This is a genomic window from Leeuwenhoekiella sp. A2 (genome assembly GCF_047946655.1).
GTDB lineage: Bacteria > Bacteroidota > Bacteroidia > Flavobacteriales > Flavobacteriaceae > Leeuwenhoekiella.
Genome location: NZ_CP172311.1, coordinates 1,146,519 through 1,163,666 on the forward strand (window position 1 = coordinate 1,146,519; position 17,148 = coordinate 1,163,666).

General features: G+C 38.4%; 9 protein-coding genes. 7 read left to right on the plus strand and 2 right to left on the minus strand.

Features of this window, described 5'->3' with window-relative positions; genetic code table 11:
• The first annotated feature begins 153 nt into the window (after positions 1 to 153).
• From ACH3PA_RS05135 to aspS, 5 genes are all read left to right on the plus strand, one after another.
• A complete protein-coding gene (locus tag ACH3PA_RS05135) occupies positions 154 to 753 on the plus strand; it encodes a TetR/AcrR family transcriptional regulator (RefSeq protein WP_416446551.1) in 600 nt (199 codons plus the stop codon).
• Positions 743 to 2,134, plus strand: coding sequence for a TolC family protein (locus ACH3PA_RS05140; protein WP_416446549.1), 1,392 nt, complete (start codon positions 743 to 745; stop codon positions 2,132 to 2,134). The genes ACH3PA_RS05135 and ACH3PA_RS05140 overlap by 11 nt, the downstream gene beginning before the upstream one ends.
• Before the next feature lie 14 nt (positions 2,135 to 2,148).
• Positions 2,149 to 3,324 carry an efflux RND transporter periplasmic adaptor subunit gene (locus tag ACH3PA_RS05145; RefSeq protein WP_416446547.1) on the plus strand — a complete coding sequence of 392 codons (1,176 nt, stop codon included), beginning with the start codon at positions 2,149 to 2,151 and terminating at the stop codon, positions 3,322 to 3,324.
• A gap of 2 nt (positions 3,325 to 3,326) precedes the next feature.
• On the plus strand, positions 3,327 to 6,806 hold the full coding sequence (locus ACH3PA_RS05150) for an efflux RND transporter permease subunit (protein WP_416446545.1): 3,480 nt from the start codon (positions 3,327 to 3,329) through the stop codon (positions 6,804 to 6,806).
• 166 nt (positions 6,807 to 6,972) lie between these two features.
• Positions 6,973 to 8,721 (plus strand): aspartate--tRNA ligase, encoded by a 1,749-nt coding sequence (aspS, locus tag ACH3PA_RS05155; RefSeq protein ID WP_416446543.1) that lies wholly within the window; start codon positions 6,973 to 6,975, stop codon positions 8,719 to 8,721.
• Positions 8,722 to 8,828: 107 nt separating this feature from the next.
• Here aspS and ACH3PA_RS05160 read toward each other — a convergent pair whose 3' ends face one another.
• Both ACH3PA_RS05160 and ACH3PA_RS05165 read right to left on the minus strand, forming a co-directional pair.
• Entirely contained in the window at positions 8,829 to 10,037 is a 1,209-nt protein-coding gene (locus ACH3PA_RS05160; protein WP_416446541.1) for a multidrug transporter, read from the minus strand.
• 37 nt (positions 10,038 to 10,074) lie between these two features.
• Positions 10,075 to 12,858, minus strand: a complete 2,784-nt coding sequence (locus ACH3PA_RS05165) for a TonB-dependent receptor domain-containing protein (RefSeq protein WP_416446539.1) — start codon at positions 12,856 to 12,858, stop codon at positions 10,075 to 10,077.
• A gap of 181 nt (positions 12,859 to 13,039) precedes the next feature.
• On the opposite strand from ACH3PA_RS05165, the gene dgt reads away from it, so the two are divergent.
• Together dgt and ACH3PA_RS05175 are read left to right on the plus strand one after the other, a co-directional pair.
• The gene (gene dgt / locus ACH3PA_RS05170) at positions 13,040 to 14,371 is read left to right on the plus strand and encodes a dGTP triphosphohydrolase (RefSeq protein ID WP_416446661.1); all 1,332 of its coding nucleotides are present in this window, start codon (positions 13,040 to 13,042) and stop codon (positions 14,369 to 14,371) included.
• A 67-nt stretch (positions 14,372 to 14,438) separates the two neighbouring features.
• Entirely contained in the window at positions 14,439 to 17,141 is a 2,703-nt protein-coding gene (locus tag ACH3PA_RS05175; RefSeq protein WP_416448450.1) for a T9SS-dependent M36 family metallopeptidase, read from the plus strand.
• Positions 17,142 to 17,148 lie beyond the last annotated feature (7 nt).

Sequence of the window (17,148 nt, forward strand, 5' to 3'; positions counted from 1 at the left end):
TTAAAAATAGCCCTTTTTCACCCGATTTTACCTCATAATAAGCCGATTTTCAGAATAACTCAGTTCCCATTCTGGTAGCATCTTTAAATAATTGTAAAACTTTGGAAACTTTTTTGGTTTTTATAGTTTCCTAAAACTATATTTGCACAAAATATGGAAGAGAAAATTTTACATAAAGCGGCAGACATGTTTTTGAACCTGGGGTTTAAAAGCGTGACTATGGATGATATCGCTCACGAAATGGGAATTTCTAAAAAGACGATCTATACGCATTTTGAGACGAAAATAAAATTAGTAGAGAAAGTCACCTTTTACCTTTACGAGACCGTATATCAAGGTATTTCCGAAATAATTTCCCGTGATCTCAACGTGATCGAAGAATTATTTGCTATTAAAGATTTTGCATTGAATTATCTAAAAGATGAAAAATCATCTCCGGTTTTTCAATTGCAGAAATACTATCCCAAGATTTATAAGAAAGTTCACAACCAGCAGGTCAAACTTATGACCACTTGTGTTACAGAAAATCTTGAACGGGGAATAGCAACTGGTTTTTATCGACCCAAGATCAAAGTTTGTTTTGTTTCTAAACTCTATTACATGTGTACAATGGGAATTAAAAATCCCGAAATATTCCCCCCTCATGATTTTATAATAAAAGATGTTACCTCAGACTACCTTGATTATCACCTCAGAGCGATATCAACCCCCAAAGGATTAGAAATACTACAACAATTCACCAATGAAAAATAAGTTTAACAGCATAAAAAAGGTCTTTACCCTTATTGCCATCATAACATTTGGTTGCACATACGGGCAAGACACCATCCCGTTGCAAGACACGCAGTTTAGCCTGGAAGAGGCAATTATTTATGGCCTTGAGCACAATTATTCTGCAAATAATGCGCGTACAGATATTGCAATCGCACTAAAACAAAAATGGGAAATAATAGCACAGGGTCTGCCACAAATTAGTGGCGCAGCTAACTACCAGAATCAGCTGGTACAACCTGTTACTTTTATACCCGGTGTGATCGCCGGTGGAGAAGCGGGCACATTTATCCCCGTGACATTTGGCACAAAGCAAAGCCTTAATGCCATCGCAACCTGGGATCAATTAATCTTTGACGGGTCTTATATAGTAGGTGTACAATCTGCCAAGACACTTTTAAAGATTTCAGAAAACGCTAAGGTTAAAACAGACCTTGAGTTAAAAGAAGAAATTATTAATGCCTATGGCAATGTGCTGCTGGCCGAAGAGAGCGTGGCTATTTTGAAAAAGAACCTTTCATCCCTTCAAAAAAATTATGAGGACACTCGTAAAATATTTGAGAATGGTCTGGCCGAAGAAGAAGATGTTGAGCAGTTGCAAATAACACTTATTGGCCTTCAAAGCAATCTGGACAATGCGGTGCGTATGCAGTCAATCGCTTCAGACATGCTAAAAGTAACACTTGGCATTCCGTTAGATTATAACATTTCGGTCACAGATGATCTTGACGAACTCGCAATGCAATATTTTGACCTTTCGCTATTGCGAAAAAGTATAAGTGTAGAAGATAATATAGATTACCGCATTGCAGAAGATCAAGCAAATCAAGCTGAAATTTTAGTAAAACTCGAGAAAAGTAAATCCCTGCCTAAACTTACTGCTTATCTTAATTACGGCGTGCAGGGCAACAGTGAGAAATTCACATTCTTTAGTGATAATCAGCGCTACTTTGATCAATCAATTCTGGGAGTAAACCTTAGCGTTCCCGTTTTTAGCAGCGGTATGCGCAATGCACGTACTGCACAGCAGGAACTGGCTTACAAGCAAAAGCTAGAAGATCTTGAAGAAACCAGAAACCGAGTTAAACTGCAGATCTCTTCGGCCCAAAATGATTATCAGTTTAGTTTAGATAATTATGACAATCAAAAGAAAAATCTGGCTCTTGCCGAAAGAATTGAGAACAAAAACCAAATAAAATTCTTTGAAGGTATCGCCACAAGTTTTGAGCTGAGTGAAGCTCAAAGACAACTTTACCAGGCTCAACAAAATTACCTGCAAGCCATGCTAGACGTTATCACAAATAAGGCAACCCTAGAAAAAGTGCTTGACACTACAGAATATCAACCCAAAGAACGCAATTAATAGCTTTTACCATCATGAAAAAATTTATAACCCTATTTATACTCGCAGTACTTGCAATTTCTTGCGGAAACAAAGAAGAATCTGTTGATGATCTTATTGAAAACGGGGACCTAGGCAAACTTCGCTCTAAGAAAACTGAATTAGTAGATCAACAAACGGCGCTTAAACTTCAATTAGATAAACTTAACGCTGCAATAGATAAAAAAGATCCACGCACTCGCATCGCTCTGGTAACTACAACCACCCTAAAAGATTCTACTTTCAAACATTATATAGAAGTACAGGGTAATGTAAATACAGATCAGAACATTATTATATATCCTGAGTTTTCTGGTATTCTAACACGTGTGTTTGTAAAAGAAGGTGATCGTGTAAAGAAGGGGCAATTGCTTGCTAAAATTGATGACAACGGTATGAGCAGCCAGCTGGCAAGACAGGAGGCTCAAACAGCTTTAGCAAAAACGACTTTTGAGCGTCAAAAACGCCTGTGGGATCAAAAAATCGGTTCAGAAATTCAATATCTGGAATCAAAAACTAACTACGAAGCTTCAAAAGCAGCCACAGATCAATTACGTTCTCAGGTAAATAAAGCAAATATTACAGCGCCTTTTAGCGGTGTAATAGATGATATTATCGCAGAACAGGGACAAGTTGTTACGCAGGGACAATCACAGGTTATGCGACTTATCAATCTTGATGATATGTATGTAGACGCATCAATCCCAGAAAGCTTTTTAGGAAGTGTAAAGCAGGGTACAGAAGTTAAAATAGAACTTGCTTCATTAGGCAAAGAATACACCGGCAAGGTAAGACAGGTAGCAAGTTTTGTGAGCCCAGACAACCGTACGTTTAGTATTAAGATAGCGATACCCAATGCAGATCAGGCTGTAAAGCCCAATCTAATTGCTACCGTAAAAATAAATGACTACACGGCAGATAAAGCGCTTACCGTTCCTTCAAATGTTATTCAGGAAAATGCGGCCGGAGAAAGTATTGCTTATGTGTATGAGCCAAAAACAGATTCTACCGGTATTGCAAAACAAGTGATTCTGGAGAAAGGATATTCTTATGGCGATCAAATCGAGATCAAATCAGGTCTTGAAGTTGGGCAGACCTTAATATTAGAAGGAGCACGTTCTATAAGAGACGGTCAGGAAGTGACATCAGAAAATCAGGCTAACATTCAGTAAAAATGGCTAAAAACACGTACAAAGAATTTAAGCTCTCTTCATGGGCCATAGATAACAAGATGACCGTCTATGTTATCACCGCGATCATTTTTCTAGCCGGTCTTGCAGCTTACTATAGTATGCCCAGAGAGGCATTTCCTGAGGTTGTTGAGACTAAAATATATGTTAGCTCTGTAAACCCGGGTAACGCGGCAGAAGATGTTGAGAAATTTATTACAGAACCGCTCGAAGAGGAGTTTAATAATATAGCTGGCGTTAAAGAGATCACCTCTACTACGCTTCAGGATTATTCTATAGTTATTGTAGAATTTGAAGAAGATGTTGATGTTGATCTCGCTAAAACGAAAGTAAAAGACAAAGTAGATCTCGTAAAAGCAGAAACTACCTGGCCTACCCTTGACAATGGTGCTAAGGTAGAACCTAACGTTTTTGATCTCAATATTTCTGAAGAGATGCCCATCCTGAATATCAATCTTACGGGCGATTTTCAAGTGCAGCAGCTTAAGGATTATGCAGAGCATCTTCAGGAAAAGATAGAACTGCTTCCGCAAATTAAAGAAGCTACCATACGCGGCGCCGAAGATCAGGAGATCGAGGTTGCTGTTGATGTTTACAAAATGGCCGCTTCTAAAGTGAGTTTTGACAACATTATTAATTCAATTCGCTCAGAGAACAACACAATTTCCGGTGGTAACGTGGTTGCAAACGGATTGCGCAAGAACATTCGCGTACTTGGCGAAATAGAAGACCCGGCAGAACTTGGCAACATAGTAGTAAAAAGAGATGGTGGTAACATTTATCTACGTGATATCGCAGACATCCGCCTGAAAGAAAAAGACAATACCACGTATGCCAGAGAATATGGCAAGCCTGTTGTTATGCTCGATGTTAAGAAACGTGCAGGTAAGAACATGATCGAGGCTGTTGAGCAGATTAAAGAGATCGTGGCGGCAGAACAGGATAATTACTACCCGGAATCGTTACATATTTCACTTACAAATGACCAGTCTATCAAGACCGAAAATCAGGTAAATGATCTGGTAAATAACATCATTTTTGGTGTTATCCTGGTAGTTCTTGTATTGATGTTCTTCTTAGGTTTTAGAAATGCACTCTTTGTAGGTTTTGCTATCCCCCTGTCAATGTTCATGTCGTTGATGATCCTTTCTGGGATGGGACTTACATTAAACACAATGGTACTTTTTGGCCTTGTAATGGGTCTGGGGATGCTGGTAGACAACGGTATTGTGGTTGTTGAAAATATCTACTCATTAATGGATCAGGGCATGCCACGAATGAAAGCTGCCAAACAAGGTATGGGCGAGATCGCTTGGCCTATTATTGCTTCTACCGCTACTACTCTTGCGGCATTCTTCCCCTTAGGTTTATGGCCGGGGACGATAGGTAAATTTATGGTATACTTCCCTATTACGCTATCGGTTGTATTGAGTTCGTCTTTATTTGTAGCATTAGTGATCAACTCGATGCTTACTTCTAAGTTTATGAAAGTCACAGAAGAAGAGCTTTCTAAGAAAAAACTCATTCGCACCAGCGCGATTTTAGCCGGTGTTGGGGCGATTTTATTGATCGCAGGGTTTGTTTTAGACTTTGGCTCTTTTAGAGGACTAGGAAATTTATTGATCCTGTTTGCAATTTTGTTATGGGCATATAAATATTTTCTGGCAGGAGCTGTTTATTACTTTCAATATAAAGCGCTTAAAAGATTAGAAGATTTTTATGCACGGTTTTTAAAGTACGCTTTGCGCGGAAGAAAAGCCTACGTGTTTCTTATAAGCACATTTGCACTGCTAATACTGTCTTTTATTCTCGTAGGCATAGCACAACCCAAAGTTTTGTTTTTTCCGGAAAATGAACCTAATCAGATCATTACATATATAGAATATCCTGAAGGTACAGATATTTCAAAAACCAATGAACTCACTAAAAAAGTTGAGCAACGCATATTTGATGCTATAAAAAAATATCAGGATCCTGACGGGTATAATTATATGGTAGAGAGCGCAATTTCTCAGGTAGGTCAGGGAGCTGGTAATCCACAAACAGATGGGGGCCAAAGCAATGAAATGCCACACAAAGGGAAAGTAACCTTATCTATGCGTGATTTTAAATTGCGCCGAGGTGTAAAAAGTAGCCAGGTTCTTACCGAAGTGCGACAAGCCGTTAAAGGCTTTCCGGGAGCGTCTATAATCGTAGAGAAAGATGCAGCCGGCCCTCCTACCGGTTATCCTGTAAATATTGAATTGCGCGGTGAAGATTACGGGCAGATGCTTGTAGAAGCAGATAAGATGCGCTCGTACATCGCAGAACTGGGAATTAGCGGTATAGAAGAGCTAAAAATCGACGTAAACAGGTCAAAAACCGAACTTGGTGTTACGGTAAACAGACAAAAAGCTGGTCAATTAGGCGTTTCTACTGCGGCAGTTGGGCAGACCTTGAGACGTTCTGTTTACGGGGAAGAAGCTTCTACATACAAAGATGGTGATGATGATATTGAGATAAATGTGCGGTTTAATGATAAATATCGTTACGATGAGAATGCTTTATTCAATCAGCCGGTAACATTTAGAAATAATCAGGGTAATCTAATTCAGGTGCCTATTTCTGCACTGGTAGAAAAAAATACAACTTCCGCATTTAGCGCTATAAAGCGAAAGGACTTAAAACGTGTTATCACGGTATATTCTAATGTGCTAGAAGGCTACAACCCTACAGAGATTGTAACACAGCTTAAACAGGAACTGCAAGGTTATGACCTTCCGGAAGGCATTAGCTATCAATTTACCGGTCAGCAGGAGAAACAAGCAGAGAATATGGATTTCTTACTTATGGCTTTATTTATTGCTATGGGTGCGATACTTCTTATTCTTGTTGCCCAGTTTAACTCCATATCTAAGCCTATAATTATCCTTATTTCAATTGTACTTAGTCTAGCGGGTGTATTCTTAGGTCTTGTTATTTTCAGTATGGATTTTGTCGTGATAATGACCATGATGGGAATTATTTCGCTAGCGGGAATCGTAGTGAATAATGCGATCGTTCTTATTGATTACACTCAAATTCTTATCGACCGCAAGAAAGAAGATTTAAATATGGAAGAGGATGATCTGCTTACTAAGCAGCAGTATTTTGAACTTATTGTTGCCGGTGGTAAATCGCGTCTTAGGCCCGTATTACTTACTGCAATCACAACCGTATTAGGACTTATTCCTTTGGCCGTTGGTTTAAACATTGATTTCTTCGGTCTGTTTACAGATTACGATCCGGGCATATACATTGGTGGTGACAACGTGATCTTCTGGGGACCTCTTGCCTGGACGGTAATTTTCGGACTCGTATTTGCCACTTTCCTTACGCTGGTTATTGTACCGGTAATGTTCTATTTAGTAAACAGAGCTAAGGTGAGGTTTGCAGATAAGAAAAAGAAAAGACAGGCAGACAAAGAGCTTGTTCCAGCTGAATAAGTAAATTTAAACATATTAAAAAACAGGAAAAGCAGGAGTAAAATCCTGCTTTTTTTATGCAAAATCAGCTTTTGAACTAATTACCAGAAAGTGCAAACAATTTTTTGTCACTTAAAACCCCTCAATCCCTTTATCTTCTTAAATTTGCACCTCACAAATTGAAACAATGTACAGAACGCATAATAATGGCGCTTTAAGAGCAGAAAATATTGGTGAAACAGTAACCCTTTCCGGCTGGGTTCAAAAATCCAGAGATAAAGGTTTTATGATTTGGGTTGACCTGCGTGATCGTTACGGAATCACTCAGCTCATTTTTGATGAAGAACGCACTCCCGCAGAAGTAATGGAACAAGCCAGAACACTGGGTCGCGAGTTCGTAGTACAAATAAAAGGCAGCGTTATAGAAAGGGAATCTAAAAACCCTAAAATGCCTACAGGCGATATTGAGATTTTAGTAGAAGATCTTATTCTTCTTAACGAGGCAAAAACTCCGCCTTTTACGATAGAAGATAAAACTGACGGTGGCGAAGATCTGCGCATGAAATACAGATATCTTGACATACGTCGAAATCCTGTAAAAGAAAAACTCATCTTTAGACATAAAGTAACTATTGCTGTGCGTAATTATTTGTCAGATCAGGGTTTCATAGAGGTTGAAACGCCGTATTTAATAAAATCTACTCCAGAAGGTGCTCGCGATTTTGTCGTGCCAAGCCGTATGAATGAAGGGCAGTTTTATGCCTTACCGCAATCACCACAAACTTTTAAGCAATTGCTAATGGTAGGTGGCATGGATAAATATTTTCAAATTGTGAAATGTTTCCGTGATGAGGATTTGCGTGCAGATCGCCAGCCAGAATTTACACAGATTGACTGTGAGATGGCATTTGTTGAGCAGGAAGATATTCTAAACATTTTTGAAGGTCTTACCAAGCATTTATTAAAGGAAGTAAACGGTTTTGAAATCGAAAACTTCCCCCGTATGACCTATGACGAAGCAATGAAGCGTTATGGAAATGATAAACCAGATATACGTTTTGGGATGGAATTTGGTGAACTTAACGCCGTCGCACAGCATAAGGAATTTAATGTTTTTAATCAGGCAGAATTAGTTGTTGGGATTGCCGTACCCGGCGGAGCTTCTTATACCAGAAAAGAAATTGATAAACTTATAGATTGGGTAAAGCGTCCTCAGGTAGGAGCGCTTGGCATGGTTTACGTAAAATATAATGAAGACGGAAGTTTTAAATCTTCTGTAGATAAGTTTTACGATGAAGCAGATCTCGCACAATGGGCAGAAAAAACCGGCGCAAAACCGGGTGACCTCATCTGTGTACTTTCTGGTGCGGCAGATAAGACAAGAACTCAGCTTAGCGCTTTGCGTATGGAACTTGCAGAACAACTTGGTTTGCGTAAGGCAGATGAATTTGCTCCGCTTTGGGTTGTAGACTTTCCACTTTTAGAATGGGATGAGGAGACTGAAAGATATCATGCAATGCACCACCCTTTTACTTCGCCAAAACCCGGCCAGATGGAACTGCTTAATACAGATCCCGGCGCCGTGAAAGCAAATGCTTATGATCTCGTTTTAAACGGAAATGAAATAGGCGGTGGCTCAATACGTATTCACGATAGCGCTACACAAGCCAAGATGTTTGATTATCTGGGTTTCACCCCTGAAGAAGCTAGAAATCAATTTGGCTTCTTGATGGATGCCTTTCAGTACGGCGCCCCACCACATGGCGGTTTAGCCTTTGGTCTTGACAGACTGGTTGCTATTTTAGGCGGTCAGGAAACGATACGTGATTTTATCGCTTTCCCTAAAAACAATGCGGGAAGAGACGTTATGATAGACGCCCCTGCAAAAATTGACGAAGCACAGTTAAAAGAGCTTAATCTAAAAATCACCTTATAAACACTAAAAATCGGGATAAAACACCCGATTTTTAGCTTGATATATTACAAAAGAAAAGCCCGGCAAATTGCCGGGCTTTCTTATTTTGAGGCTAATTAAAATAAATCTTAGTTATCACGTGTCCAACCTGCACCCCATGTTGCAAAATCAATATCAGTAGCATTACCATCGCCAGAGATAAATTCAGCTTCAGTGAAAGTTTCAGTTGTTTCGTTTTCTAATTTCGTAGTAACGTTTACAAAATTTACATCAGTAACAGAAAGATCACCATCAAGAACACCTTGTCCCGTTGGGCTGTTTGTTGCATCACCTACAATGTGGTAAGCAAGTGCAAAATCTTCAATAATCATATTACTAAAAACACCTTGAGTTCCTGCTCTTAAACGTACAGCTTCACCTTCACCAGCACCCACGATATGAATGTTAGATACAGTAGGCTTAGAGAAATATACAGGATCTGAGTTGTTACCTATATCAGTATTGAAACCATCTGCTTCTATACCTTTATCATGTTCTGCACCTTGTACGATGTAAACATTGTTTAGCTGGCCAGAGAAACCTTCAGTCCAGTCAACAGAATCATCCTGTGCACCTGTAACATAGATATAATTTACATTTACAGTACCACCAAAGAATTCCATACCATCATCTTTACCTTCGTAAGCCTGAATGTGATCTACAACAGTATTGTTACCTACACCGTAGAAAGAGAAGCCGTTGTTTTCTGAAGAGCTATCTGCAGCACCACCAGAATATTCTATACGTAGATATTTAATGATACCAGAATAATCACCAGGATCTGTACCACCGTAAGGAAGACCACCTATTTCTGAAGTAGAAGTTGCGTTACCAGATACAGAGTTAATAGGTGCTTTACCTAATAAGATAAGACCACCCCAATCACCAGCTACCGGAGCAGCAGAAGCAGAAGTAAGAACAATAGGTTCACTTGCAGTACCCTGAGCATCTATAGTAGCTCCCTGAGAAATAGCAATAAATACACTTGCACCGCTACTTGCTTTTATGGTCATACCTGCAGGAATAGTCAATTTTGTACCTGGAGCCATGATAAGACCACCAGTTAAAGTATACGTGTTGATAGGATCAAGTACTAAATCTGAAGTCTTTGTACCCTGAAGATTTATTTCTTCTCCTGTAGGATCTGGTTCTTCACCACCCCCAGTATCACCATTATTGACAGTGGTAGTACTATTATCGGTATTATTAATAACTATTTCAGCGGTGTCATCAGCTTCACAAGAGGCAAGAAGCATTGCCGCCAGCGTCAAACCTGTAAATAAATAATTTGTCTTCATCGATTTAAGTGTATTTAATTAATTTTTGTTCTAGTTGTTAAAATTTATATTTCACAGCAAGACCCAAGTCTATACCACGTTTATAAGTTGAGGTAATTATATCTCCTGTAGATTCTGCTCTAAAGAACTGAATGTCTGGATCAAGAATATTTTTAGCGCTTAGATTAACTTCCCAGTCTGACCCTAATTCGTTTCTAAAAACGAAATCTAAATTGTGTACTCCTTTTTCTACAATGTTGCCTAGTTGACCAGATCCTAATGCATCAATACGGTCATCAAAATAGGAGTAGATCAGGTTAGCAACCGGTTTGTAACTTCCAAAATTTGTTGGGCTATAATTTAAATCGGCATTGATAAGAAAAGGTGAAGCTCCCTGCAATTCATCTGTACGATCAAGGGTCGAAGTATAAAGAGACCCATTAGAGCTTTTTAGTTTTTGTTCTGTATACATATAGGTAGCGTTCACGCCAAGAGAAAGATTAGCCTGATCATCTTCATCGGCTATCAAATTCTTTCTTAGCTCAAGCTCTACACCGTAAACATTTGCTTTGTCACCTGTTCTAAAGTAACGCTGAGTTCCCGTTGCATCATTAGCAATTACTTTGTTGATCGGGTCTTTGATTTCTTTAGCGAAACCTGCAAGCGAAACCAATTCACTTTTTCCAAAGAACCACTCGTATTTAAGATCATAGTTAAAAATGTCTGAGATAGCAGGATCTTCCAGAAGATCAGGATTACCACCTACACGTTGAGTTACATCTTCATAAACAAAAGGAGCAACTTCTTTAAATTCTGGGAAAGAAACTGTTTTAGAAAAAGAGAATCTTAAGTTAGAATCGTCTGTTAAAGCATACTTCACATTTAAACTTGGCAGATAAAAGTTATCATAACTTTCTGCATAACCATCATCTGTATCTGGCAGGTTAATTACATCATAAGCGATAGACTGCTTAAAAGATTCAACGCGCACACCAGGTACAAATAACCATTTACCTGTGGTAATTTCTGCATTGAGGTAACCTGCATGAATATCTAGGTTACCTTTATATGTGTTTTCTGCAAGACCAGGATAGTTTCTGTTCCCTATACCTAAATCTGGTGCAATAGGGTTAAAAACATACGTATCATATACCTTTCCTAAATTAGGAACATTAAAAATATCATCAAGATTGTTGATGTCTGTAACCTGTGTTCTTGGTTGTACAAGATCATAACCATAGCGTATGTTTTCAAAATAGCGCTCTTTTCTACGACCGTTGTAACCAAAGTTTACTTTTATATTTTCGCTGGCTGTGTATTCAAGGTTGATTCTACTATTAAGCTCTTCATCTTCAATATCCTGAAAGTACCTTTGGTTATCAAAGTTTGTGTTGTTATAGAAAGATGGATTTGTAGTAGGATCATCGTCAAGTGCAAAGTCATAGTTTTCTAATGAAAATCTCTTTCTGTCAGGTTGATGCGAAAAAACCTTATTATAACCTACACCCCATGAAACTTCAAATTTATCATCTATCTGACTGATACCAGATATCTGATTTACGAAGATCATATCTTCATTAAACTGAATATTTCGCACAAAGAATCCTTTGTTTGAGTTTAATTGAGCATCTCTGTTCGCACCTGTACCATCAATTCCATAATCACCTACAACATCTGATGAGCTGTTTAGGAATAAAGAATTGAAACTTATTCTGTGTTTGCTGTTAATGCGATAGATAATATTTGCCATCGCCGTAGTTGTTGTATTATACTCAAACTCCTCAACGTCGTCAAAACGTTGTTTGTATACAGTTGTGTAATCTGCGGCAGAACCTCTGCGGTACTCATACCCATTTGCAAAAGAAGCTGTAGCGAAAAGGCTTAAACGTGTCTCATCGCCAAAATCAAAAGAAGTTCCTCCAGAAATAGAACCATTAATATTAATAGGTTCGCCTCCATTTACAGGATCTACAGGGTGCGATAAAACCACAGCAAATGGGTTATTGTCATAACGGTTATAAAAACCAAAATATCCTGTGCCTTCACTTCTTACAAAATTCTTATCGTAAGCTCTGGTATTAATACCGCTTCCTAAATCAATATCTAAAAATCCGCGGCCTTTATAATCTTTAGAGATCACATCAATATTACTCGCTGCAAAATCGCCATAGAATTTTGTAGAATACGCTTTACTTACAGATACATTCTGAATTATATCTGAAGGAAAAAGATCAAGATCTATATTCTTTTTCTCAATATCATTAGATGGTAATGAAAGGCCATTGTAAGTAGTATTTAGATAACGATCACCCAGACCTCTTACATATACATTACCGCCCCCCTGCTGTTTAGATACACCAGAAATTTTTGCAATAGCAGCTGCAGCATCACTTACACCTTTTCGCGCAAGCTCATCTGCACCTATTGTTTGTTGTATAGCAACGGCATTCTTTTGCTCTAATAACAGAGCTACCTCAGATTCTCTTGATACTGTTGTAGTAATTACCACTTCATCGAGTGCTGCAGCGGTTGCACCTAAACCTGTATTTACTGTTGTAACTTTTCCTGCTTCTACAGTAACATTGGGTATCTCGAGAGTTTCGTAACCCACAAAACTAAAAACCAGAGTATATACTCCGGGATCTACACCTTCTATTTGATAAAGACCGTCAAAGTCTGTTGTTGTTCCTTTTGTTGTACCCTGTAATTGTACTGTTGCAAAAGGTAAAGGCTCATTATTTACCTCTTTATCACTCAGTACACCTACTATACTTCCCTTATCTTGTGCCTGAGCATAAAATGCTCCCAGGAATAATAGTAAAAACAGATAGATTTGTCTCATTGTTAGTTTAATTTGTCGATGCAAAATAACAGCACGGTTGTAAAGCCTTTGTTACCTCAGTATTAAACAAGGGTCACCTTTGCGTTATCTAAATGTTAACAGCATTTACCATAAAACCTAACTGCCTAAAAGGGAGAGCGGAGCCAAAAAATGTATCTTGCACCAAAATTTTACAGATATGATGAAGTGGGAGCAACTTTTATCTCTTAAGCGATATGGTGATTCTTCTAAAAGAATAAGAAAGGAACAGGACGAGACCCGCCTGGGTTTTGAAGTTGATTATGACAGGGTTATTTTCTCCTCCTACTTTCGAAGCTTACAAGATAAAACACAGGTTATTCCGCTTTCTAAAACTGACTTTGTTCACACCAGACTTACACATAGCCTTGAGGTTTCTGTTGTAGGCCGCTCGCTGGGCCGACTTGTAGGTAAGGAGATCATTAAAAAATATCCTTATTTAGAGAAAGTGCATGAATATAAATTCAATGATTTTGGAGCGATCGTAGCTGCAGCATCTTTAGCGCACGATATCGGCAATCCCCCATTTGGCCATTCTGGCGAAAAGGCAATTGGTGAATATTTTAAAAATGGGCAGGGTAGAAAATATAAAGATCTGCTTTCTGAAGTAGAGTATCAGGATCTTATAAAATTTGAAGGTAATGCAAATGGTTTTAGACTGCTGTCAGAAAGTAAACCTGGGGCGGCAGGAGGTTTACGCCTCTCGTATGCAACTTTAGGTGCCTTTATGAAATACCCTAAAGAATCACTACCTTACAGACCCACCACACATGTAGCAGATAAGAAATATGGTTTCTTTCAATCTGAAAAAGAGTTTTTTACTGAAATTGCCAATGAGCTTGGTCTATTAAAAACCGGCAAAGACGAGTCTGTAAGTTATACAAGACATCCGCTGGCTTATTTAGTAGAAGCTGCAGATGATATTTGCTATACTATAATCGATTTTGAAGATGGCATAAATCTTGGTTTAATCCCAGAAGAGTACGCATTAGAATATTTAATTAATCTAGTAGGTAAAACTATAGACAGATCTAAATATAATATTCTTACCACCACAGCAGATCGTGTAAGTTACCTTAGGGCTCTTACTATTAATACTTTAATCAATGAGGCGGTAGAAAATTTTATGCTTTATGAAGATGATATCCTCGCAGGAACTTTTGGCTCTTCTTTAATAGATAAAAGTAAATATCAGGCTCAAATTACAGATATTATAAACCTGAGTGTAGAGCGTATTTACAATAGCAGAGAAGTAATAGAGAAAGAAATTGCTGGTTACGAGATTCTTACAACGCTACTGGATGCACGTTGTAAGATCATGAATGAAACTTCATCGCATTACGAGAATTTGATAAGTAAATTATTTGGTAAAAACCATATAGAAGAACAGACCGTATATAATAAACTACTTAAAAGCTGTACTGATGTATCTATAATGACAGACAGTAAAGCTTTGAGAATATATAAGAAAATTAAGGGTATGGATGTTAAATAATCTCAATTGAGAAAGTTTTAGTTCATTTTATTTAATATTGTACACTTTGACAAATTGAAAGAATACCATGAAAAAAAATTACGCATTGTGTATTACGATGCTGCTTATTACACTCGGTAACGTTGTATATGCCCAAAACAGCCGGGCGATAATTAATAGTTACCTTAATTCTAATGCAAAGAGTGTTTCTTCTCAAACCATAGAATGGGAAATTACTGATGAAATAAAAAACACCAAGACCAACTCGGTTTCTGTTTATGCACAGCAGCAATTTAATGGTATTGACATCTATAAAGCTAAAAGCACATTTACTTTAAAAAACAATAAAGTACTTTATGCTGCAGATGGTTTTTTAAATCTGTCTAATCTTAAAAAATCTTCAACGTCTCCTGCATTATCGCCGTTACAAGCCGTACAATCGGCTGCTTCAAGTTTAAAACTTGGTAACGTAAAAAATCTGAAAATTACTGAAGGCGTTAGTTCTAAAGAATTTATTCTAAACAATGGCGGCATCTCGGTCGATCCTATTCCGGTTAAACTTATTTATATCGTCAAAGAAAAAGGTAACCTTCAACTGGCGTGGAATTTAAGTATACATACCCTTTCTGGCGAGCATTGGTGGAGTGCTAAAGTTGACGCTTCATCAGGAGAGATTATTTCTCTAAATGACTGGGTCCTTAACTGCACATTTGAAGGTCATAATCATAACAAAGTAGCCCGTGAAAATTCGGTAAATTTGTTTAAAAAATCAGCCTTTTCTGCCTCAAAATCCATTGCAAATGCTGTTTTTTCTGGTGAGCAATATTTAGTTTTCCCGCTACCATTAGAAAGTCCGTTAGATGGTGATCGCCAACTCATAACCGAGCCTCACAATGAGATCGCTTCCCCACTTGCATGGCATGATGTAGATGGTGTGGAAGGACCAGAATTTACCATCACACGAGGAAATAATGTTTGGGCTTTTGACTATACCAATGATGATGGTTTCACAGGTGAATCACCAGATGGTGGCCAAGCTCTTGATTTTTCGTATGACCTTGATTTTAATAATCAACCTATAACTTATCTCAACGCTTCTATCACCAACTTGTTCTATACGAGCAATACCGTACATGATATTGTTTACCATTATGGCTTTGATGAGGAAAGTGGCAACTTTCAGGCTAGTAATTACGATAGAGGACTCAAAGACGATACTGGCGCAGCAATTGGTGAGGATGATTATGTACTCGCATTTGGGCAGGATGCAACTGGTTTAAATAATGCTTCATTTGCTACACCTCCAGATGGGGAAAGCCCCTATCTACGAATGTTCTTGTGGAGTGCTGTGGGTCCCGCAGGAAAACCTCTTACCATCAATTCCCCGTCTAATTTGGCCCAGAATATTGAAGCTTATCCAGCCGATTTTGGACCAACGCTTTCAAGTAAACCTATTACAGCAAACCTGGCTTTGGTAATAGATGATAATGCTTCAGAAGAATCTTCAGATCCTTATGATGCCTGCGATAAAATAACCAACACACTTGATATAGGAAGTCAGATTGCAGTACTGCGCAGAGGCGTTTGTAATTTTACTGATAAAATACTAAAAGCGCAAGATGCTGGGGCTAAGGCCGTAATCGTAGTTAATAATGATGCTGCAAGCGGGATTTTTGCAATGGGAGGAGATGACAGCACGATCAAAATACCTTCTATCATGATCTCAAAAGCAGATGGTGACCCTATCATTAATGCCTTAGCTGCCGGAACCATAATAAATGTTTCATTAGTAGACAAAGGCCCCTATAGAAAAGATGGCGACCTGGATAATCTTATAATCGCTCATGAATATGGTCATGGTATTTCTAACCGACTTACAGGCGGACCCTCTGAAGCAGATTGTCTTGAAGTCTGTGCATCAAGAGATAGTGATGGTAATTGTCTGGAAAGAAGTATTACCGAACAGATGGGTGAAGGCTGGTCAGACTTTCTAGGTTTAGTAATTACTATGAAACCAGGTGATACAGGTAATAAATCAAGACCTATTGGTAATTATGTTACTAATGATGAGACTTCAGGTTTAGGCATTCGGCCGGTGCCATACAGCACAAATATGGCTATAGACACGTTAACTTATGGCGATACAAATAATACTGAAAAGATATCAGCACCTCATGGTATAGGGACAGTTTGGGCCTCTATGTTATGGGATATAACTTGGGATCTGGTAAATATTTATGGCTTTGACCCAGATGTTTATAATGGTACAGGTGGTAATAATATGGCGCTGCAACTTGTAATGCAGGGAATGAAATTACAACCTTGTCAACCTGGTTTTATAGATGGGCGTGATGCAATTTTAGCTGCAGATGACTTACTTTATGAAGGCAAACACAAATGTTTAATATATCAAGCTTTCGCTAGAAGAGGTTTGGGTCTTAGTGCAAATCAGGGGCGCGCAACACTACGCACAGATCAGGTTGAAGCTTTTGACGTTCCGCCGGAATATGAGGGTGATTGCCTGCTTGGTGTAGATGATCAGAACATTCAGGACAAGGCGTTCCGTGTCTATCCTAATCCTACGGCCGGCAATATCAATATTGCTATTACGGGAAGTTTAGGAGACGGCTCAATATCTATATATGATATTAACGGAAGAAAAGTATACAGCGCAACTAAAGAATTAAATGGAATTTTAACGTTAAACCCGGGACAGTTAGCTAAAGGGATCTATCTTATAAAAGTTGAAAATAAAAACTCTTCGGTTACTCGAAAACTTATGATCAAGTAATAGCTGA